Consider the following 20,820-nt stretch of genomic DNA (forward strand, 5'->3'; position numbering starts at 1 on the left):
GGCCGGCGGGGCCCGGGCGCGGAGCCGCCCCGCCGACCGGGCGGCCCTTGTCCGAGTGGCCCCGGTCACACCAGGATGGGGGTGTCCGCGCCCCGCGGAGGGGCGCACCGGCGAACAGGGAGAGGCGACTTGAGCCCCACCACCTCCAGCACCGTCGACGGCGTCCTGCACCGCAGCGCGGCGCGCACCCCCGACCGCACCGCGCTGGTCTTCGGCGACCGCACCTGGACCTACGCCGGGCTCGATGCGGCCGTCACCCGGGCCGCCGCCCGGCTGCTGGCCCTGGGGGCGGCCAGGGGGGACCGGGTCGCCGCCTACGGCCGCAACTCCGACGCCTACCTCATCGGGTTCCTGGCCTGCGCGCGGGCCGGACTGGTCCACGTCCCCGTCAACCACGCCCTCCAGGGCGAGGAGCTCCTCTACCTGCTGGAGCAGTCCGGCAGCACCATGGTGCTCGCCGACCCCGCGCTGCGCTCGGCGGTCGACGCGGTCCGCGACGGCGCCGGGGTGGAACAGGTCGTGGAGCTGCGCGACACCCCCGGCAGCCTGCTGGCCGCGGCCTCCGAGGGACCCGTCCCCGACCTGGGGGTGGAGACCGCCGACACCGATCTGGTGCAGCTGCTGTACACCTCCGGGACCACCTCCCGGCCCAAGGGCGCGATGATGACCCACCGGGCGCTCGTGCACGAGTACCTGTCGTGCGTGGTGGGCCTGGACCTGCGCGCCGACGACGAGCCCCTGCACGCCATGCCGCTCTACCACAGCGCCCAGATGCACGTCTTCCTCATGCCGTGGCTGGCGGTGGGCGCGCGCAACACCCTGGTGGAGGCGCCCGACCCCGCCGACCTGCTGCGCCGCATCGAGGCGGGCCGGCACGGGGCGTTCTTCGCCGCGCCCACCCTGTGGGTGGCGCTGGCCAACCACCCCGAGTTCGCCGAACGCGACCTGGGCAGCCTGCGCAAGGCCTACTACGGGGCGTCGATCATGCCCGGACCGGTCCTGGAGAAGCTCCGCGGAGCCCTGCCCGACCTGGGGTTCTACAACTGCTTCGGGCAGAGCGAGATCGGCCCGCTGGCCACCGTGCTGCGCCCGGAGGAGCACGCCGACCGGCCCGCGTCGGCGGGGCGGGCCGCCCTGTTCGTGGAGCTGCGGGTGGTCGACGACAAGGGAGAGGACGTCCCGCCGGGGGAGCCGGGCGAGGTGGTGTACCGGTCGCCGCAACTGTGCCAGGGGTACTGGGACAAGCCGGAGGAGACCGAGGAGGCGTTCCGCGGCGGCTGGTTCCACTCCGGCGACCTGGTCCGCGCCGACGCCGAGGGCTACATCGAGGTGGTGGACCGGATCAAGGACGTCATCAACACCGGCGGGGTGCTGGTGGCCTCCCGCGAGGTGGAGGACGCCCTGTACACCCATCCGGCGGTGGCGGAGGCGGCCGTGGTGGGCACGCCGGACGAGAAGTGGATCGAGGCGGTGACGGCGTTCGTGGTGCCCGCCGCCGGGGCGGACACCGAGGGGCTGGAGGAGGCGCTGGCCGAGCACGTGCGCGGGCGCCTGGCGGCGTTCAAGGCGCCCAAGGAGGTCCGGCTGGTCGACGACCTGCCCCGCAACGCCTCCGGCAAGATCCTCAAGCGCGAACTGCGCGGCACCTGAGCCGCCCCGCACCGGCCGCGGGCGTCAGGCGGAGCTCAGGGACAGCTTCACCGCGAAGCCCAGGAACAGGGCGCCCGCCAGGGACGCGGCCCCGGCCGAGAGCCTGCGCCGCCGCCGGAAGGCGGCGGCCAGGCGGGTGCCGCTGAAGATCAGCGCCGACAGGTACAGGAAGCTGACCAGCTGCAGCAGCAGGCCCAGGACCAGGAAGGACACCGCGGGGTAGGGGTAGGCGGGGTCGACGAACTGGACGAAGAAGGAGATCAGGAAGACGATCACCTTCGGGTTGAACAGCGACACCACCAGGGCCCGCCGGTAGGGGCGCTCGGCGGCCTCGGCCCCGGAGGCGTCGGCGGCCTGCTGCTCCAGGCTGCGCCGGTGCCGGGTGGTCCACATGGCGTAGGCGGAGCGCAGCATCCCGAAGGCCATCCAGACCAGGTAGGCGGCGCCCGCGAACTTCACGACCGCGAACACGACCGGGTTCGTCTTCAGGAGCGTGGCGGCCCCGGCCGCGGCGAGCAGCATGAGCACGGCGTCGCCGGTGAAGACCCCGGCGGCGGCCGTGTACCCGGAACGGGTCCCGCCGCGCGCGGCGACGGAGAGCACGTACAGGGAGTTGGGGCCGGGCAGGAGCACGATGAGGACGAGACCCGCCAGGTAGGTGGGCAGGTCGGTGATGCCGAGCATGGTGGAAGTCTGTCATCCCACCTTTCCCGGCGGGAGCCCGGGCGCCCCGTGACGCCCCTCACCCGTGCCGCGGGCCGGTGCCGGGACCGGGCTCCGGGGCGGCGGCGAAGCGGCGGGCCAGGAGGTGGAAGGCCTCCTTGGGTTCCCAGTGCCCGTCGTCGGGGGACAGGCCCGACTCCAGGGAGGGCGGGCGCACGATCCCGAAGGACGCCTTGTCCTGGTCGCGCTCGGGGTCCTCGGAGTACCGGCAGTCGCCCTCGATGAACATGCACACGAACGCCCCGTGCACCTCCTCGGTCTCGAACACGTCCAGCAGCTCGTCCAGGGTGTCGGCCTGCACCTTCTCGCTGCGCGGGTACCCCGGCCGCACCCTGCGGTCGTCCGGGTCGCTCCAGTCGAGGATGTCGGAGCCCGACCCGCCCGCCTCGCGGGCGCCCTCGTAGGCGCAGCAGCCGAACTCGGTGACCAGCACCGGCCTGCCCCAGCCGTGCAGCGCCCGCAGCCCGTCGCGGTAGGCGCGCAGGCCCCTGCCGTCGAGGTAGTGGTCCACGCCGACGAGGTCGAACGGGGACCAGTCCACGTTCTCCCAGCCGCCCGACCCGTAGGTGAGGGGGCCCGCGAACCCGGCCCGGGCGGTGCGGGCGAGCCGCCGCAGCAGCCGGTCCAGCCTCCGGTCGAACAGCGGCGACAGCGGGAAGAGCCAGGCCAGCCGGGCGGTGCGCACCGCGAACGTGTCCCCGGGGACGATGCCCTGGGCGAAGACCGACAGCTCGCAGCCGACGTTGAGCCCCACCCGGTCCGGGTGGTCGGCGCGCAGCCGCTCGCAGAAGGCGGCGGCGCGGCCGAGCCGCTCCGTGATCTCGTCCTGGGTCCCGTCCACCAGGCGCGGCTGCACCCACACGAACAGCCCGTGGTCCAGGGCCGACCGGGCGGCCTCCTCCAGCCGGCCCAGGTCGTGGCCGAACACGGTGACGGCGTTGCAGTGCAGGTCCTGGGCGATGACCCGCATCTCCCCGGCCACCACGTCGGGCCGCCACCGCTCCCGCGAGTGCTGCCCCGGCAGGTAGGAGGAGCCGACGTCGTACAGCACGCCCCTCTGGGCCAGGGCGCGGCGCGGGGGCGGGTCCCCGGCCGCCGCGGAACGGGCCGGGGCCGCCGGGCGGACGGCCGCCAGGGCGGCCAGGCCCGCGGCGGCCGACAGCGCCGCCGCCCAGCCGGGGGACAGGCCGGCGGCCCAGACCCCGGCCAGGAGCAGGCCGGCGCGCACCCCCAGGGCGGTCCACAGCCGGCCCGAGCGCAGCCGCAGGTACCCCAGCAGGAACCCGAAGGCGAAACCCGTGGCGAGCGCGCCCGGGTCCCCCTGCACCAGCGCGGCGGCCGGGGCGAACAGGGCGGCCTGCGCCGCCACCGCGCCGAGTCCCCGCCGGCGGGTGCCCAGGGCGTACTGGACGTAGCCCCGGAACACCGCCTCCTCGGGCAGCACCACCGCGACCAGCGCCAGCGCGGCCGCGCCCCAGGCCGCCGCGGGCGGTGCGGCCGGGGTCCAGGCGCCCAGGGCCAGCGCCGCGCCCAGGACCGGGACCGCCCCGGCCAGCACCGCGGCCAGCCCGGTCCCGGCGGCCGCCAGTGCGGACCGGGCTCCGCCGGTCAGGCCCAGGGCCGGGAGCGGCGTCCCGGTGGCGCGCAGCAGCACCCACAGCAGCAGCGCCGCGCCGGGCGGGACCGCGGGCGGGGGCGCGAAGGCGGCGAGGAGGGCGAACCCGGCGGCCGCGGCCACCGCTCCGGCCCGGGCCCGGCCGGGGGAGGGGGGTGGTGGCGGGGTGGTCATGGGGCCTCCCGGCTATACTCCGTACAACGTTCGGAGTTTCAATGTACGTCGGGGGGACGGGAGGCGCCAGTGGCGACCGAGGACGACCCGCGGCCGATCCTCGACCTGCTGTGGAACGGCATCGAGCCGCCCCGGCGCGGGCCCCGGCACCGGCTCACCGTCCGGGGCGTGGTCGACGCCGCCACCGCGGTCGCGGAGGAGGAGGGCCTGGCCGCCCTGTCCATGCGCCGCGTCGCCGCCGCCCTGGGCGTGGGCGCGGCCACCCTGTACACCTACATCCCGGACAAGGCGGCCCTGCTGGCCCTGATGGTGGACACGGTGATCGCGGAGGCGCCGCTGCCGCACACCCTGCCCGGGACCTGGCGGGACAAGGTGGCGGCCTGGGCCCGCGCCGACCTGGCGGGCTACCGCGCCCACCCCTGGCTGGTGGACCTCATGGGCACGGAGCGCCCCGTCGGCCCGGGCGCGCTGGCCTGGACCGACTCGGCGCTGCGGGTGTTCGGGGGCACCGGCCTGGCCGACCGGGAGGCCCTCGCGGTGATCGGGGCCGTGGACGGCTACGTGCGCGGCCACGCCGCCCGGGCGGTGGACGCCGACCGCACCGCCCGCCGGGTCGCCCCGGGCGGCCGCGCCTGGTCGGACGCCCAGCTGGAGTACCTGGCCGACCGCGCGCCCTCCGGCCGGTTCCCCGCGGTCGAGCGCCTCACCGAACCGGGCCCGGGGACGGAGGAGGTCTTCGAGGAGGGCCTGTCCTGGCTGCTCGACGGCGTCGAACGCCGTATCGCCGACGGCCGGTCCGCCGACCGCTGAGCGGCCGCGCCCGCCGCCCGGCCCGCCCGCCGCCCGGCCTGCCTGTCGCCATCGCACGTCGGCCTGTCTGCCGCCGCCCGCCGCCGCACGTCGGTCTGCCTCTCGCCGCCGCACGCCGGCGGGCCGGTCGGCCGCGCCCGCGCCCGCGTCAGCGGCGCCGGGCCGCGCGGCGGCGTTCGGTGCGGTGGGCCTGCAGCAGGCCCGGGGCGAGCAGGTGGCCCAGCCCCGCGCGGTCCAGCCGGTCGACGAGCGCCGGCTCCGTGATCCCGAGGTCGGCGGCGGCCTGCTTCAGCCGCCACTGCGCCGCGCCCAGCGCGTACAGCAGGCGGGCCTGCCGCGCCTGGGCGGCCGACAGCCGCAGTGTCTTGAGGTAGGCGGTCCGGCCGTGCCGGTCCTGGATCACCTCGCCGACGTGGAGGTCGTCCCCGCGGGTCGGCTCCGGGGCCAGCCACCCCGTGCGGAACCGGGGCCGGCGGTCCCCGCCGTCCGGCCCGGCGTGCTCCCATCCGCCGAAGTCCACACCGCGCCCGCTCCGGTACAGCCCGTCGGTCAGCGCCGACAGCATCAGGGAGTCGTGGCCCTCCCGCGTCCGGTCGCGGCTGCGCGCGACCTCCCGGCGCAGGTCCGCCAGGGAGCGCACCCGCGACTCCCGCAACGGCGTGTACAGCGGGGGGACCGTCGCCCGCAGCATCCCGTAGGTGTACAGGGTCTCGCCGAACAGGTCCATCAGCATGCTCGTGTGCAGCGCCCGGTAGTCGTCCGGGTGCGGGTACAGGTGCACCGACGCCAGGGCGTCGGCCACGTACACCGCCACACCGCACTGGTCCCGGTGGATCTCGAAGACCCGCAGCGCCGCGGCCAGGCCGTGGATCTCCGCACCGATGTAGGTGTCCATCGCGGGGGCGGACAGCCCCTGGAGGAGCAGGTGCCGCGACCACTCCGCCCAGGCGATCTCGGGTCCGCCGGAGAACAGCGACAGCAGCCCGTCCACGGCCAGGCGCATCGGCAGGAACCGGCCCCGCCCCCGGTAGGCCGTGCGCACGCCGCGGCCGCGCGGGTCCAGGTGCATGCGCCGGGGCGCCGACGAGCGCCCGGGAGGAACGATCCGGGTCCCGTAGGCGGCGCTGGGCGCGTCGTCCTCCTGCCAGGTCAGCACGTAGGCGTGCGGGACGTAGCAGCACGCGTCCGCGTACTCCCGGGCCAGGGGCGGGTCGTCGCGCAGGTCGTCGGCGGCCAGCGGGTGCAGCCGCAGCCCCGGGACCGGCGCGGCGCGCAGCAGCGGCACCAGGCGGACGGCGCCCCACTGCTGGGCGGTGCCGGTGGTGACCCCGGTCAGGTCCAGGCCCTGGGCGTCGCTCACGCCGCCCCCTTCCGCCGGTCGGCGGCCAGCAGGGTGTCGGCGGTGGCCACCAGGTGCGCGCGCAGGTCGGACAGGCCCAGCCGCCCTTCGCCGAACCGGGCCAGCTCCACCAGGGAGGGCAGCACCGCGGGGTCGTGCAGGCCGATGGTGGGCACGGCCGGGGACAGCCGGTGCGGGGACCAGGAGTCGTCCAGTACCGGGGACAGGTGCACCATCGTCACCGAACGGTCGGGGTCGACGCGCCGCCGCCACAGCAGGAGGGCGTCGGAGAGCAGCGGCGGGGTGTCGTCGTACCCGTCGGAGACCACGACCACCCGGGCGGGCCCGGTGTCCAGGGCGTCCAGGACGGGCTCGGCGAGCCGGGTGGGGCCCTGGGGGCGGACGGTGAGCGGGTCGGTGTGCCCCGACACCCAGTGCGAGGTCCCCTGCGGGGACAGCACCCGCAGCAGGTGGTGGCAGGCCAGGGCCAGGGCGAGCGGGCGGTTGCGGCGCGCCGTCGAGCCGATGGAGGAGTAGCTGTCGTCCAGGACGGCGGCGGTCCGGGGCCAGGTGCCGGCCAGCGGGCCGGCGGTGCGCCGGGCGGCCCGCTCCAGCGCCGACTCCAGCTCCGCGCGCCGCTCGCGGCGTTCGGCGACCGGCAGGGCCAGCACGTGGGAGCACAGCCGCAGGAGCGGGGCCGAGCCCGGGTCGGCCAATGGGGAGTCCAGTCCGTGCCGTCGCGCGGTGCGGTCCAGGCGCAGCCGCTCGGCGGCGGTGGCGTGTTCGGCGATGCCCTCCAGGAACACGGCCCGGGGCACCCGGTGGTGGGCGGCGAACCCCTCGGCGACGGTGAAGGGCAGGCCGTACAGGGCCCGGGCCGAGTAGTGGGCGCGGCGGTGGGCCTCCAGCAGCGGGGCGGTGTAGGGCAGGGAGCGCCGGACGGCGGGGGAGGAGAACAGGAACCGGGCCACCTCGCCGGGCAGCCGCACGCGGGCGTGGCGGACGGCGGCGCGCAGGCCGTCGCGGTACTTCAGGGCGTCGAGTTCCAGGGGGCGCCGTGCGATCCAGGCGCGGATGACCGCGCGGGTGCGGCGGTTGTTGACGCGTTCGGCGGCCAGGGCCCGGAACAGGCGGTACACGCGCTGGGGCGGCATGAGCGCCAGCCGACGGCGGATCAGGGAGTTCTCCCGGTCCCGGGCATCCGGGTCCTGCCCGGGGCGCGGGTGCGCGAGCAGGGTGTGCACGATCCGGGCGGCGTTGTGGTCGTTGACGTGCAGCGTGAGCATGAGCGCGTACAGGTCGGGCAGGGTGCCGTGCACGTACTCGTGCAGGAAGTCCAGGGACAGGCGCTGGCCCTCCGCGTCGACGTGGAACTCGTGCTGACCGGTGGAGGAGATCGCCGCGGCCGCGAAGAGCAGCAGGTCCTCGCAGGCCAGCAGGTCGGTGTAGGTGTCGGTCATCGTTCGGGGAGGGTCCGGGAGGGAGAAGAAGGGGTGCGGACCGGGGTGATGTAGGCGTGACCGGCGTGAATGGTGCGTACAAGGCAGTTCTCGGAAGTCACGGCCGAAGTCCCACGGCCCGCGGGTCGAACGTAGCAAAACAGCCGCGCGCGAGAGAACCGATTTATAACCGGGAAGTCGATAACGTCTCCGTTGTCCGAATGTCGTCGCCGGAAGGAGTATCGCGTGCCCCTGCGCATGCTCGTCCGCTCGGTGCTGGTGCTCGCCCTGGCGGCCCTGGCCGTGGCCGCCCCCGGCGCGGCGGTCCCGCACGACCCGGACCCGGGGTACCGCTCCACGGGCTGCGGGCTGCCCGCGCCCCAGGAGCCGGGGGAGGCGGTGCGGTACTCCCTGGTCAGCGGTGGTGTGGAGCGCGAGTACCTGGTCCACCTGCCCCGGGGGTACACCCCCGGCCGCGCCTGGCCGGTGCTGCTGGCCTACCACGGGCGCGGAGGCAGCGCCGAGGGCATGGCCGGGTACTCGGGGCTGACCGGGCTGCCCGCGGTGGTGGTGCTGCCCGACGCGTTGACCGGCGAGGACGACCGGTCGGCCTGGCAGGGCGCCCCCTACTCCCCGCCCGGGGCCGACGACGTCGCCTTCACCCACGCGCTCCTGGACACGGTGGAGTCGCTGACCTGCGTGGACCGCACCCGGGTCTACGCCGCGGGCATGTCCAACGGGGGCGGCTTCACCGCCGTGCTGGCCTGCGCGGCGCCGCGGCGGATCGCGGCGATCGCGCCGGTGGCGGCGGCCTTCTACCCGCACGGCCTGGAGTGCGACACCTCCCGGGCGGTGCCGGTGGTCTCCTTCCACGGCACGGCGGACGAGACCATCCCCTACACCGGGGACCCCGGGCGCGGGCTGCCCGACGTCGCCCGGTGGAACGCCGACCGGGCCGCGGCCAACGGCTGCCTCCGGGGTCCGCGGGCGGAGCGGCTGGGACCCGACGTGACCGCGCTGGAGTGGACGGGCTGCGCCGGGGGCGCCGACGTCCGGCACCTGGTGGTGGCCCGGGGCGGGCACACCTGGCCGGGGGCGGCCTCCGCCAGCGGTCCGGGCCGCACCACCGACACCGTCCCGGCGTACCGGGAGCTGTGGCTGTTCGCGGCCCGCCACCGCCTGCCCGCCGCCTGACCCCGCGGCTGCTAGCCTTCCGGAGATCCTTCACGGGGACCGAGGCGACGAGGGGGACGATGGGCGGGGAACGCGCCGCGGCGTGGCGGCGGGAGCTGGAGGCGGTCCACCGCAGGCTGCGCGACGCGATCGGCGTCGCACGGGCCGCCGTCGACCGCGGTGAGGACACCGGGAGCGCGGCACAGGACCTGCTGCTGTACTGCCACGGGTTCTGCCGAGCCCTCACCGGCCACCACCGCAGCGAGGACACCACCCTCTTCCCCCTGCTGGTCGCCGCCGACCCGGGGCTGGCCCCGGTCGTCGCGCAGCTCAAGCAGGACCACTCCATGCTCGACCACCTCATCGGCGCCCTGGAGAAGGCCCTGGAGCGGGGCGGGGACGCCGAGGAGCTGCACCGCCACCTCGACGGCATCGAGGCGGTCATGGAGACCCACTTCGGGTACGAGGAGCGCAGGATCGGCGCCGCCCTGGACGCCCTGGACACCGGGGACCTGGACCGCACCGACCTGTTCGGACCGATCGCCTGAGCCCGGCCCCTCTCGGAGCGCGCGGCCGGGCCTGTGGGGAGCGGGCTTCCGGACGCCGGGACGGGGGTGCGCGGCCGGCGAGGGGATGACGCGTCCCCGCCCCCTCGTCCCATGGCCCGATGTCGTAGCGTAGACGCCGTGGGATCGCTCCCATGCCTGTCCGTGACCGACCGCTACAATCCGCCACCGCAGGAGGAACCCCTGGTGAACGCCCCGCACCCCTACCTCGACCCCGCGCTGAGCGTCGCCGAACGGGTCGCCGACCTGGTCGCGCGGATGACCCTGCCGGAGAAGGTCGGCCAGATGCTCCAGCTGGACGCCCGGGGCGGGGTGCGCCCCCTGGTCGAGGACATGCACGCCGGCTCCCTGCTGCACACCTCCCCGGAGCTCGTCCTGGAGGCCGCCGCCCTCACCGAGCGGACCCGGCTGCGCATCCCCCTGCTCATCGCCGAGGACTGCATCCACGGCCACTCCTTCTGGGAGGGAGCCACCGTCTTCCCCACCCAGCTCGGCATGGCCGCCACCTGGGACCCCGGGCTCATCGAGCGCGCCGCCCGCGCCACCGCCGTCGAGGTCGCCGCCACCGGCATCCACTGGACCTTCTCCCCGGTCCTGTGCATCACCCGCGACCTGCGCTGGGGCCGGGTCGGCGAGACCTTCGGCGAGGACCCCCACCTGATCGGCGAGTTCGCCTCGGCCATGGTCCGCGGCTACCAGGGCGACGGCCTCGACGACCCCACCGCGATCCTGGCCTGCGCCAAGCACTTCGCCGGGTACTCCGAGACCCAGGGCGGCCGTGACGCCACCGAGGCCGACATCTCCCGGCGCAAGCTGCGCTCCTGGTTCCTGCCCCCGTTCGAGCGGGTCGCCCGCGAGGGCTGCCGCACCTTCATGCTCGGCTACCAGTCCATGGACGGGGTGCCGATCACGGTCAACTCCTGGCTGCTCGACGAGGTGCTGCGCGGCGAGTGGGGCTACACCGGCACCCTCGTCACCGACTGGGACAACGTCGGCCGCATGGTGTGGGAGCAGAAGATCCAGCCCGACCACACCCACGCCGCGGCCGCCGCCGTCAGGGCCGGGAACGACATGGTCATGACCACCCCGGGCTTCTTCGAGGGCGCCCAGGACGCCGTCGCCCGGGGCATGCTCGCCGAGGAGGAGATCGACGCCGCCGTCGCTCGCATCCTCGCGCTCAAGTTCGAGCTGGGCCTGTTCGAGAACCCCCGCCACCCCGATCCCGCCCGCCAGCGGGCCGTCATCGGCCGCCGGGAGCACACCGACCTCAACCTGGAGGTCGCCCGCCGCTCCCTGGTCCTGCTCGCCAACGACGGAACGCTGCCGCTCACCGACGAGCGCGCCCCCGGCCCCGACGGCCGCGCCGTGGCCCGCACCGGCGAGGCCGCCCGCACCATCGCCGTCGTCGGCCCCAACGCCGACGACCCCCACACCCAGCTCGGCGACTGGGCGGGCGCCTCCGGCCAGGTGGACTGGCTGCCCGAGGGCCACCCCCGGGAACTGACCCGCACCGTCCTGGACGGCCTGCGCGACCACGCGCCCGAGGGCTGGAAGGTCGTGCACGCCCGCGGGGCCGACATCTGCAGCCTGGGACCGGACCCCGCCGGGGCCGCCTTCCCCGACGGCCAGCCCCGGCCGCCCGTGGTCCACCCCGCCGAACCGGACGAGGCGATGATCGCCGAGGCGGTCGCCGCCGCCGAGGCCGCCGACCACGTCGTGGCGGTCGTGGGCGACCGCATCGAGCTGGTCGGGGAGGGGCGCTCCACCGCCACCCTGGAGTTGGTCGGCGCCCAGACCGCCCTGCTGGACGCGCTCGCCGCCACCGGCACGCCGATGACGGTCGTGGTCGTCTCCTCCAAGCCGCTGGTGCTGCCGGAGTCGGCCCTGAACGCCGCCGCCCTGGTGCACGCCGCCAACCCCGGCATGCAGGGCGGCCGGGCGGTCGCCGAACTGCTGCTCGGGCTGATCGAGCCGTCCGGCCGGCTGCCCGTCTCCTACGCCCGCCACGCCGGGCAGCAGCCGACCTTCTACAACCAGGTGCGCGGCCAGCACGGGGACCGGTACGCCGACCTCACCCAGCGGCCCGCGTTCGCGTTCGGCGAGGGGCTGTCCTACACCCGGGTGGAGTACTCCGACCTGGTGGTCGCCGAGGCCGACCTGGGCCCGGGCGACACCGTGCGCGCCGAGGTCACCGTCGCCAACACCGGCGGCCGGCCGGTGCTGGAGACCGTGCAGGTGTACGTCTCCGACACCGTCACCTCGGTCACCTGGGCCGACCGGGAGCTCAAGGCCTTCCGGCAGGTGGAGCTGGCCCCGGGGGAGGTCCGGCGGGTGGCGCTGGAGGTGCCGGTGGCCGACTGCACCCTGGTGGACGCCGCAGGGGTGCGGCGGGTGGAGCCGGGCGGCTTCGAGCTGCGGGTCGGCCCGTCCTCCCGCGAGGAGGACCTGCTGCGGGCCCCCTTCACCGTTCGCGCCTGACGGTAGGGCGGGTACCGGGGGCGGGCCCGCGGGACCGCCCCCGGCGGGCCGCCCCGCGCTCACCCCGCGGCGAGCGCGCGGCCCGTGTCGCGGAGCGCCGGGTACGGCGCGCGGTGCGGCGGCGCGCCGGGGCTCTGGAGGGGCCCCGGCCGCCGTCCCGCCGGGTCCGGGCGCCCGCCACCCGCCGGCGGACAGCCGGCGGGCACTCGTCGAGCGCCTGCCGGACTGAGGGGGCGCGGCGCCGTGCCGGGGAGGTGATCCCCCGGCACGGCCGGGGACCCGCGGGTCACTCCGAGGGTTCGGGCAGGGGCGGGCACTCGATGGTCGGGTTCACGCCCATGTAGTTCAGCGGCCCGACGAATACGGTGCCCAGGGTGTAGCCGACGTTGGAACACGAGGGCTCGTCGCTGAACAGTCCGCGCTGGAACACGGCGATCACGCCGATGACCAGCCAGACGACGACGAGGGTGGAGATGACGATCTTCGTTCGCATGGGTCCGCCTCCACAAGGGGGGTCGAGGCTGTACCGTCCTTTGTCTTCAGCGAACCCTTACCCCTGAGATCGGGCGTTTCACCTCACGGTGATCACGGCCACACGTCGAACCGCCACCGGGTGGGCGCCGGGCCGTCCTCGTCGGTGGGGAACGCGTACACGTCGGAGGGCACCACCGTGTACACCCCGTACGGGGGCGGCCCCGCCGTCGGGGCGCCCTCCGGGCCGGTCAGCTCCCCCTCGCCCGGGACCGGGGCCCAGCCGTGGTGCTCGGCGTAGGCGGCCGCCACCCAGGTGAGGCGGTCGCGGTCGCGGACCGGTTCGGCCGTGCCCTCCACGACCGCGTCCATGCCCGCCACCGTGCACGCCAGGCTCACCCGCGGGGCCCCGGCCAGCAGCCGTGACTTGGCGGTGCCCGCGCCCGAGGCGAAGAACGGCTGGCCGTCCACCCACACCGCCAGCACCGGCCGGGTGTGCGGGGACCCGTCCGGGCGCACCGCCGTCAGCCACGCGGCCCCCGTCCCCCGGGACAACCGGGCCAGCGCCTCCTGCCAGTCGGCCGGTCCCCGCCCGGTCAGCGGACGGGCCTGCGGGTTCGGAAAGGTGGACATGCCGCTTCCCCCCTGGTCGCCTTGCACGAACCGCCCAGGTTAACGGCCCGTGCCGACATCCACCCGGTATTCACGCGGCGCGCGTCCGGGCGCGTCGCGCGCCGACCGCCGTCAGGGAGAACACCGCGGCGGCGCCCACCGCGGAGGCGAGCATCACCGTGCTCATGCCCGCCAGGGTCACCGCGCCGCCCCAGCCGGCCAGCGCCGCCACCGCCGAGCCCAGGCCGAACTGGAGGGTCCCCAGCAGCGCCGAGCCGCTCCCGGCCCGGTCGGCGGGCAGGTGGGCCAGCGCCAGCGCCGTGGCGTTGGGCGAGACCAGCCCGGTGAACAGCATCATCACGAACAGGGCCGCGGTCACCGACGGCAGCGACGCCGCGCCGGCGGCGTCCAGCGCGACCAGCGCCCCCACCGACGCGATCGAACCGGCCAGGCCCAGCAGCAGCCGCCGGTGGATCTCCACGTGCCGCACCAGCAGGGCGTTGACCTGGTTGCCCAGGATCATCCCGAGCGTGGTCACCGCGAACACCAGGGCGAACCGCTGGGCGTCGGCGCCCAGCTCGTTGTGGGACACGAACGAGAACGCGGAGATGTAGGTGAACGACATGCCGAAGCCCAGCGCCAGGGTCAGGGTCGGCAGCAGGAACCGCGCGTCGCGCAGCAGCGCGCCGAACACCCGCAGCTGGCCGCGCGGGTCCACCGCGGTGCGGCGCTCCCGGGGCAGGCTCTCGGGCAGCGCCCACCAGACCAGGGCGGTGGTGAGCAGGCCGACCGCGCCCAGGGCGCCGAACAGCACCGGCCAGGGGCCCAGGAGCAGCAGCTGCCCGCCCAGGATCGGCCCGAGCATGGGGGCCAGCCCCGACAGCAGCACGAGCCGGGAGAAGAACACGGCGGCGGCCTCGCCGTCGAAGACGTCGCTCACGATCGCGCGGGACACGACCAGCCCCGCGGCCGCCGACAGCCCCTGGAGGAACCGCAGGACGGTGAAGACCTCCACGGTGGGCGAGAAGGCGATGGCGACCGTGGCCGCGGTGAACACGGCGGTGCCGACGAGCAGCGGGAGGCGGCGCCCCCAGCGGTCGCTGAGCGGGCCCACCACCAGCTGGCCCAGGGCCATGCCGGCCATGACCGAGGTCAGGGTGAGCTTGACGGCCGACTCGCTCGTGCCCAGGTCGGCGGCGATGGCCGGGAGCGCGGGCAGGTACAGGTCGGTGGCCAGCGGGCCGATGGCGGACAGGGCGCCCAGCACGATGACGAGCAGCAGGGCGCGGGCCCGGCCCGGCGCGGGGCGGGCCGCCGGAGCGGTCGGGGCCGCGGCGGTCGGGGTCGGCGCGGGGGCCGTGGCGGTCGGGGCCGGGGGCGCGGGCGCGGGAACGGTTGTCGGGGTCGCCGCGTGGCGGCGATCGGGGCGCACGGAGGCAAGGGTCACCGGGGAATCTCCATTACCGGATCGGGATGGTCAGGGGTGCGCTGAACGCGCGGTGCGCGGGCGCCGTGAACCGTCTTCGGACGGGGCGCCGTGGACTGACCCCGAAGGGCCGCACTCCCGGCTCCAACAAGGGTCGGGGGCCGGGAAAATCCCCGCTTTCCCCGAGGAATTCCGTGATCCGGATTACGTCGGCGCGATCCCCTACAGGACAGGGGATCCGGGGGAGCGTGGCGACCCCCACGGCGGATCCGTACCGACCGGACCCCAGGAGCGGGTAAACGGCGGCCCATGCCGGCGCCGGGCCCGCCCCAAGGGGCGGTCATCCGGCGGAACGCCGCACGCAACACGGTTTTCACGGCGGACCGCCTTGTCCCACCGGCCACTCGGGGGTAGGAAGCAGGGAAGCCCCCAGGAAGGACCCCCGTGTACCCACCCCCGCCCCTCCGCCGGAGGGCCGCCCTGACGGCCGTGGCCGCAGTGGTCGCCGCCGGCGTGCTCAGCGCCCCCGCCCCGGTCCTGGCCGACCCCGCCCTGCGCGAGCACGGCAACGGGCCCGAACGCAACGACGTCGCGGCCGTCCCGCTCCAGGACCCCGCCCGGACCCTCACCGCCCCCGCCCCGCCGCAGGTGCCCGGGGTGGACCCCGACACCCCCTACCCGCGCCAGAGCGAACTGCCGGTCCACCCCGAGGACCCCGGCGACCACTCCGTCAAACTGGGCCTGACCCCGTACCACGACCTCGCCCCGGCCCTCAACGAGCTGATGGACGACTCCGACCGGGTCAGCGCCGAGATCATCGGCACCAGCACCCGCGGCCGGGACCTGTACCTGGTCACCCTCACCGAGCCGGAGAACCGGGCCCGCGCCGACCAGCAGCGGCGGATGCGCGAGCTCATCGCCGACGACCCCGCCCGGGCCGCCCGCGACCGCACCCTGTCCGACCGGTACAAGACCCCGGTGCTCGTCAACGCCAACATCCACGGCAACGAGTGGGAGGGCACCGACGCCTCGCTGCGCGTCATCGAGGAGCTGGCCCACAGCGAGGAGCCCGCCACCGAGGAGCTGCTGGAGGGCGCGCGGCTGTACTTCGTGCTCACCGCCAACCCCGACGGGCGGGTCGCCGGGACCCGGGCCAACGCGGCCGGGTTCGACCTCAACCGGGACTTCGTGACGGTGTCCCAGCCGGAGACCGCGGCGGTGCGCCAGGTCATGATCGACACCCAGCCGCTGGTCATGGTCGACCAGCACGGGTACGTGAACGGCACCCTCATCGAGCCGTGCACGCCCCCGCACGGCCAGAACTACGAGTACGACCTGTTCATCAAGAACACCTACGCCAACGCCCTGGCCATGGAGGAGGCGATCCTGGAGCTGGGCTACACGCCCGAGGACGACGGGGTGCGGCCGCCGCAGATCCCGTTCCGGGACAGCGCCGACGGCTGGGACGACTGGCCGCCGATCTTCACGCCCATGTACGCGCCCTACCAGGGCGCGGTCGCCTCGGCCACGGTCGAGTTCCCGATGCGGGTCAACAACGCCGACTACAGGGACCTGCCGGAGGAGGAGCTGCGGCGGCGCTCGTCCATCAACACCGACATCTCCGCCGCCACCATCGAGGCGACCATCGAGTTCGCCCGGGAGAACCGGGAGGAGCTGATCGCCGACCAGATCGAGGTGTTCCGCCGCGGCGCGGCCGGCGAGGAGCAGGTGGTCCCGCCCCAGGGGTGGGTGCCCGGGTTCGGCCCCGAGGACGTGTACACCACCGAGTTCCCGCGGGCCTACGTGCTCCCGGGACGGGACCGCGCCACCGCGCGGCTGGTCGACTTCCTCATCGCCAACGACGTGCGGGTGGACCGCGCGGAGGAGGGGTTCACCGCTGGGGGGAGCACCTACCCGGCGGGGTCCTACGTGATCGACATGCACCAGCCCAAACGCGGCATGGCCAACGTGCTGCTGGAGGCGGGCCGCGACATCAGCGGCGACGTGGAGGCGATGTACGACATCTCCGGATGGAGCCACGGCCTGCTGTGGGGCGCCCGGGTCGACCCCGTCCAGGAGGCGGTGGCGGCGCCGACCGGGCCGGTGGCCGCGGCCGCGCCCACCGGCCGGGTGGAGGAGCCCGGCGCGGCCGGGTGGCGGCTGGAGGTGGCCGACGGCTCCGACGCCGCGGCCCTCAACGGCCTGCTCGCGGCCGGGGCCGCGGTGACCTGGGACGGGGGCGGCGCGGTGGTCGCGCCGGAGGCGGCCGGGGCGGTCGCCGAGGCCGCCGACCGGCACGGGGCGGTGTTCGCGGCCGCCGACGAGCCGGGCGGGACCGCCCTGGAACCGGTGACCGTGGCGGTGGCGGGCGCCGCCGACGAGGTGTTCACGCTCCAGGCGCTCGGCTTCGACCTGGTGCCGGTGTCCACCGCGGTGCTCAACGGCGGGTTCGACTGGTCGGACGTGGACGTGCTGTACGCGGGCTCGGGCCTGGTGTACGCCGACCTGGACGCCGGCGCCCGGGCGGCCCTGGACGGGTTCCTCGCCGGAGGCGGGGGCCTGGTCGGTCGCGGCGCGACGGGCGCCCGGCTCAACGACCAGGCGGGGCTGCTGGACGTGACCCGCGCCGCGGGCCGTTCCGACGCCAACGGCGTGGTGGCCGCGGAGGCGGGCGAGGGCGTGCTCACCGGCACGGGCGGGCACACGTTCGTGTACTCGCCGGGCTGGTTCACCGACCTCGGCGCCGGGGTCTCGGTGGAGCAGACCTACGCCGACGACCCGCTGGTGGCGGGGCACTGGCGGGCCGACGCGAACGGCGCGGGCGGCCCGGACGCGGCCGCCGGGCGGGCCGCGGTCGTCAGCGGCACGGCGGACGGCGCCGCGGTGGTGCTCTTCGGCACCGAGCCGATGTTCCGCCACCACCCCAAGGGCCTCTTCGCCCAGGTGGCCCAGGCCCTGTACTGGACGGCCTCGGCCCCGCCGGCCTGACCCGCACCCCACCGTCCGCCCCGGGAACCCCCGGGGCGGACGGTGCGGCGGTGATAGGGCAGAGGCGTCCGTGGATCAGCGCGAGGCATTGCCGCGAGGACCGTCTCCCGGCCCTGGAGGTCATCGGGGACGAGCCCATGGTCGAGCACGTTCGAAAAAGCCGAGACGGCGCCCAGGACCTGTTGGACCCTACTTCTGCCCCGCGCGATCGCGTGCTCTCCTGGATCATGCGCGGCGTCGGGCATCCGAAACCGATCGATTCCGAATTCTGTTCGGATGGGGGTTGCGCGGGGTCTGCTCTGAAAAACCGAGTCGACCCTGCCGGGTGGTCTGGAGAAATGCTGGGAGGGTCGGGCCGCCCTGGGGTGGTATATGAATAGGCGTTTTCCTGGCCTTGGAGACCCTTCAATGAATCTTTGGAGGGGATTGCCGATTTTTCTTCTTCGGATGGAGGATCCTTGAATGAGGATTGAGCGGTCGGTGGAGAGTCGATTCCGCCGTCTTTCGGTAAGGGGCGTCCATGTACGAGCAACCCCCCGGCGAGCCACAGCAACCGTGGCGGCGACCCCCGCCGTCCCAGGGGAACTGGCCCTGGGTCCTGCTCGGCTGTGGGATCGCCGCTCTGCTGGTCCTCATCCTGATGGTCGCTTGCACGGCCTCGTTCTTCGGTACCGTCCTGAGTCCCTCGGGGAGCGGCGAGGGCGGGGCCGGGACCTCCGAGGACACCTCGGGAGGTCCTGATGCCCCCGGCGATGGTGACGGTGGTACCAGTGCCGAAGGCGAGAGTCAGGACATAGGCATCGGGGAGCCCGGGGTCATGGCCGACTGGCGCATCACCGTCGATTCGGTGGAGACCTCTCCCACCTACGGTGACGGGTACTCCCTGGAGGAAGCCCAAGGAGAGTTCCACCTCGTCGGCCTGACCGTCGAGAACATCGGGCGCGAGGTCGGTCACTTCTCCGAGGAGGATCTGACCCTGATCGATGCGGAAGGCAACAGACACGAGGCCGACACTTCGATCCTCGCCGACGATGCCCTGTCTTCGGAGCAGGTGAACCCCGGGAACCGGGTGACGGGCACGGTCGCCTTCGACCTTCCCGAGGGGGCGCAGTCCACTGTTCTGGAGGTCTCCGGGGCCGGCGCCCCGCTGGAAATCCTGTTGGACTAGGGTTGTCGTCTCGGGAGGAGTGAAGACCCGCAGGTCTTTTTCCGAGGAATCCGTCCAGGGGTGGGCGAGTCGGTTTTTCGGGAAAGTCGTCGCCCTTTGCGGTTGAGAGAATGCGGTCTGTTGTGGTTGTTCCTGTGGATGAGATATTCACAGGAATTTCCGCTGATCTGTGATCTCCTTCGGTGGTTTTTGGGGCTTTTATTCCATTTTTCGGCTGTCGCTGGGCGATCCTTGTGTGAAGGCTGGAGGAATCGATGGCCGGTCGATCCCTTCGTTCTCGAAGGAGTACGCCCATGTACGAGCAACCACCGAGCGGAGCGCAGCCGCCGAGCGGGCCACAGCCACCCTGGCAGCAGGGACCGCCCCCTCCGCGAAAGAAGAAGTGGCCCTGGGTGCTGCTCGGTTGCGGGATCGCGGCCCTGCTGGTCATCATTCTGGCGGTCGCGTGCACGGGGGCGTTCTTCTCCGCGTTCACGGGGCCTGCGGAGGACACGTCCGGCGACGGGGCCCAGGAGACCTCTGTCGGTCTCGGGGAGCCCGCCGACCTGGGGCAGTGGCGCGTCACGATCGAATCGATCGAAACGGCGTCGAGCTACGAAGAGACGAGCCCTCAGGGCGAGTTCAAACTCGTGGCGCTGACCGTCGAGAACATCGGCACCGAGTCGACGACCTTCGACAGCAGCGCGTTGTCCCTCATCGACGCCGACGGCAACACGCACTCGGCGTCGACCACGGGAAGTGAGGACTCCCTGTTCCTGGAGCAGATCAATCCCGGGAACCAGAAGTCCGGGACCGCTGTCTTCGACGTTCCCGAGGGGACCGAGATCACGGCCGTCGAGATCCAGGACACGTTCTCAATGGAGGAGCCCGTCACGGTCCAGGTCGACTGAATCGGCCGGTGTTCTCCACAAAGGCTTCGGAGGGCGCCGATCAGGGGCCGCCCCGGGTGACCGGGCGGCCCCTGGAGACGTTCCGGCCGGGGTCGACCTGTAGTGCGGATCGCGGTGGTGTCGGGCGCCTGCCCCGGATTCCTTGCCCCCATTCCGGATTCGGTACCGCCGGCTCCAACGGCCGCTTTCCGGGGAGGCCGGCCTGGACCGCACCGGCGGCTCGGCCGCCATGCCGAAGCACACGGGGGCCGACGATGAGGCCTCATCCGCTCTCACCGTCTCTGGAGGGGAGAGCGTGGGGTTGGTTCGACTATCAGCTAGCGATCTATTGTCTACAATTCGGGGACCGGTCGTCCAGAGCGAGGAGACCCCCCGTGCAGACCTCTTCACCACCGTCCGGGGCGGTGGACGCCCACCAGCACTTCTGGCCCGCGGGGGTGCGCCCGAGGGATCCGCGGACGGCGGTGCTCGACCGCGCGTTCGCCCCTGCCGACCTGGAACGCGAACTGGCCGGCGGGATCGCGCGCACGGTGCTGGTGCAGTGCGCGGCCGGGCCCGCGGAGAACGACCGGCTGGACGCGTACGCGGCGGCCTTCGCGCCGGTCGGGGCCGTGGTGGCCTGGCTGCCGCTGGACGACGCCGGCGCTGCGGAGCGGGAGCTGGCGCGGGTGCGCGCCCTGACGCCGCTGGTCCGGGGCCTGCGGGCGGCCGTCCCGCCGGGCACCCGCGCCGACGGGGAGCTGCTGCGGGTGATGGCGGCGGCGGGGGAGGCCGGGCTGGTGTGGGAGATCGTCGTGACCGGCGAGTCCCACGTGCGGCTGGTGGAGGAGGTGGCCGCGGCCCACCCCTCCCTGGGCATCGTGGTGGACCACCTGGCCACGCCGCCGCTGGGCCGCCCCGACCCCGGGGCGTGGGGGGAGTGGATCGCCCGTCTGGCGGCTCTGCCCTCGGTCGCGGTGAAGGTCTCCGTCGGGGGCGACGTGCTGACCGGGTGGGACTGGGACGCCGGCGCCCTGGCCCCCTACGTCGGGCGGGCGCTGGAGGCCTTCGGTCCGGAACGGGCGATGCTGGCCGGGAACTGGCCGGTCGTCCGCCTCGCGGCCGACCACGCCACCGCCTGGGGCTCGCTGCGCGCGGCCGTCGCCGCCGCGACCTCGGCGGCCGGGCTCGCCCGGGTGGAGGGCGGCACCGCGCGCCACTGGTACGGGATCACCGGGTAGGCGCGCCGCGGCGCGCCCCCCGACACCAACCACCAGAAAAAAGAAATGCAACTCGCCCCCCCCCCCGCGCCCACCACC

General features: G+C 74.7%; 16 protein-coding genes. 9 read left to right on the top strand and 7 right to left on the bottom strand.

Going from position 1 to position 20,820, the window contains the following annotated elements:
• Positions 1-129: 129 nt before the first annotated feature.
• The gene (locus ABZ249_RS09275) at positions 130-1,650 is read left to right on the top strand and encodes a fatty acyl-CoA synthetase (protein ID WP_355259529.1); all 1,521 of its coding nucleotides are present in this window, start codon (positions 130-132) and stop codon (positions 1,648-1,650) included.
• Between the two features lie 24 nt (positions 1,651-1,674).
• Here ABZ249_RS09275 and leuE read toward each other — a convergent pair whose 3' ends face one another.
• Both leuE and ABZ249_RS09285 read right to left on the bottom strand, forming a co-directional pair.
• Positions 1,675-2,334 (bottom strand): leucine efflux protein LeuE, encoded by a 660-nt coding sequence (gene leuE, locus ABZ249_RS09280; protein WP_355259532.1) that lies wholly within the window; start codon positions 2,332-2,334, stop codon positions 1,675-1,677.
• A 58-nt stretch (positions 2,335-2,392) separates the two neighbouring features.
• Positions 2,393-4,162: a CPBP family glutamic-type intramembrane protease gene (locus tag ABZ249_RS09285; RefSeq protein WP_355259535.1), complete on the bottom strand. Its 1,770-nt coding sequence runs from the start codon at positions 4,160-4,162 to the stop codon at positions 2,393-2,395.
• Between the two features lie 69 nt (positions 4,163-4,231).
• On the opposite strand from ABZ249_RS09285, the gene ABZ249_RS09290 reads away from it, so the two are divergent.
• A complete protein-coding gene (locus ABZ249_RS09290) occupies positions 4,232-4,972 on the top strand; it encodes a TetR/AcrR family transcriptional regulator C-terminal domain-containing protein (protein WP_355259542.1) in 741 nt (246 codons plus the stop codon).
• Between the two features lie 148 nt (positions 4,973-5,120).
• On the opposite strand, the gene ABZ249_RS09295 is transcribed toward ABZ249_RS09290, so the two are convergent.
• Positions 5,121-6,332, bottom strand: a complete 1,212-nt coding sequence (locus ABZ249_RS09295) for a hypothetical protein (RefSeq protein WP_355259545.1) — start codon at positions 6,330-6,332, stop codon at positions 5,121-5,123.
• Positions 6,329-7,771: a hypothetical protein gene (locus ABZ249_RS09300; RefSeq protein ID WP_355259548.1), complete on the bottom strand. Its 1,443-nt coding sequence runs from the start codon at positions 7,769-7,771 to the stop codon at positions 6,329-6,331. The genes ABZ249_RS09295 and ABZ249_RS09300 overlap by 4 nt, the downstream gene beginning before the upstream one ends.
• A gap of 225 nt (positions 7,772-7,996) precedes the next feature.
• Here ABZ249_RS09300 and ABZ249_RS09305 point away from each other — a divergent pair, with 225 nt between their 5' ends.
• The 3 genes from ABZ249_RS09305 to ABZ249_RS09315 all read left to right on the top strand — a co-directional run bounded on the left by ABZ249_RS09305 (position 7,997) and on the right by ABZ249_RS09315 (position 11,967).
• The gene (locus ABZ249_RS09305) at positions 7,997-8,944 is read left to right on the top strand and encodes a PHB depolymerase family esterase (RefSeq protein WP_355259551.1); all 948 of its coding nucleotides are present in this window, start codon (positions 7,997-7,999) and stop codon (positions 8,942-8,944) included.
• 59 nt (positions 8,945-9,003) lie between these two features.
• Complete coding sequence (locus ABZ249_RS09310) at positions 9,004-9,471, top strand: hemerythrin domain-containing protein (RefSeq protein ID WP_355259554.1); 468 nt, start codon at positions 9,004-9,006, stop codon at positions 9,469-9,471.
• Positions 9,472-9,609: 138 nt separating this feature from the next.
• Positions 9,610-11,967, top strand: a complete 2,358-nt coding sequence (locus ABZ249_RS09315; RefSeq protein ID WP_355259557.1) for a glycoside hydrolase family 3 N-terminal domain-containing protein — start codon at positions 9,610-9,612, stop codon at positions 11,965-11,967.
• Positions 11,968-12,253: 286 nt separating this feature from the next.
• Here ABZ249_RS09315 and ABZ249_RS09320 read toward each other — a convergent pair whose 3' ends face one another.
• The 3 genes from ABZ249_RS09320 to ABZ249_RS09330 form a co-directional block, all read right to left on the bottom strand.
• The gene (locus tag ABZ249_RS09320) at positions 12,254-12,460 is read right to left on the bottom strand and encodes a hypothetical protein (RefSeq protein WP_220561443.1); all 207 of its coding nucleotides are present in this window, start codon (positions 12,458-12,460) and stop codon (positions 12,254-12,256) included.
• A gap of 92 nt (positions 12,461-12,552) precedes the next feature.
• Positions 12,553-13,071, bottom strand: coding sequence for a pyridoxamine 5'-phosphate oxidase family protein (locus tag ABZ249_RS09325; protein ID WP_355259561.1), 519 nt, complete (start codon positions 13,069-13,071; stop codon positions 12,553-12,555).
• Positions 13,072-13,141: 70 nt separating this feature from the next.
• On the bottom strand, positions 13,142-14,497 hold the full coding sequence (locus ABZ249_RS09330; protein WP_355259564.1) for a multidrug effflux MFS transporter: 1,356 nt from the start codon (positions 14,495-14,497) through the stop codon (positions 13,142-13,144).
• 423 nt (positions 14,498-14,920) lie between these two features.
• On the opposite strand from ABZ249_RS09330, the gene ABZ249_RS09335 reads away from it, so the two are divergent.
• The 4 genes from ABZ249_RS09335 to ABZ249_RS09350 all read left to right on the top strand — a co-directional run bounded on the left by ABZ249_RS09335 (position 14,921) and on the right by ABZ249_RS09350 (position 20,742).
• Positions 14,921-17,464 carry a M14 family zinc carboxypeptidase gene (locus ABZ249_RS09335; RefSeq protein ID WP_355259567.1) on the top strand — a complete coding sequence of 848 codons (2,544 nt, stop codon included), beginning with the start codon at positions 14,921-14,923 and terminating at the stop codon, positions 17,462-17,464.
• 520 nt (positions 17,465-17,984) lie between these two features.
• Complete coding sequence (locus tag ABZ249_RS09340) at positions 17,985-18,632, top strand: DUF4352 domain-containing protein (protein ID WP_355259570.1); 648 nt, start codon at positions 17,985-17,987, stop codon at positions 18,630-18,632.
• A 392-nt stretch (positions 18,633-19,024) separates the two neighbouring features.
• Positions 19,025-19,522: a DUF4352 domain-containing protein gene (locus tag ABZ249_RS09345; RefSeq protein WP_355259573.1), complete on the top strand. Its 498-nt coding sequence runs from the start codon at positions 19,025-19,027 to the stop codon at positions 19,520-19,522.
• Between the two features lie 374 nt (positions 19,523-19,896).
• Positions 19,897-20,742, top strand: coding sequence for an amidohydrolase family protein (locus tag ABZ249_RS09350; RefSeq protein ID WP_355259576.1), 846 nt, complete (start codon positions 19,897-19,899; stop codon positions 20,740-20,742).
• Positions 20,743-20,820: the final 78 nt, after the last annotated feature.

Origin of the sequence: Nocardiopsis sp. NPDC006139, assembly GCF_040614155.1 — a bacterium.
Taxonomy (GTDB): Bacteria; Actinomycetota; Actinomycetes; order Streptosporangiales; family Streptosporangiaceae; genus Nocardiopsis; species Nocardiopsis changdeensis.

Bases quoted from the DNA above. Each gene is read 5' to 3' on its own strand.
- leuE (WP_355259532.1), bottom strand. From the start codon at position 2,334: ATGCTCGGCATCACCGACCTGCCCACCTACCTGGCGGGTCTCGTCCTC.
- ABZ249_RS09285 (WP_355259535.1), bottom strand. From the start codon at position 4,162: ATGACCACCCCGCCACCACCCCCCTCCCCCGGCCGGGCCCGGGCCGGA.
- ABZ249_RS09300 (WP_355259548.1), bottom strand. From the start codon at position 7,771: ATGACCGACACCTACACCGACCTGCTGGCCTGCGAGGACCTGCTGCTC.
- ABZ249_RS09310 (WP_355259554.1), top strand. From the start codon at position 9,004: ATGGGCGGGGAACGCGCCGCGGCGTGGCGGCGGGAGCTGGAGGCGGTC.
- ABZ249_RS09320 (WP_220561443.1), bottom strand. From the start codon at position 12,460: ATGCGAACGAAGATCGTCATCTCCACCCTCGTCGTCGTCTGGCTGGTC.
- ABZ249_RS09325 (WP_355259561.1), bottom strand. From the start codon at position 13,071: ATGTCCACCTTTCCGAACCCGCAGGCCCGTCCGCTGACCGGGCGGGGA.
- ABZ249_RS09340 (WP_355259570.1), top strand. From the start codon at position 17,985: ATGTACGAGCAACCCCCCGGCGAGCCACAGCAACCGTGGCGGCGACCC.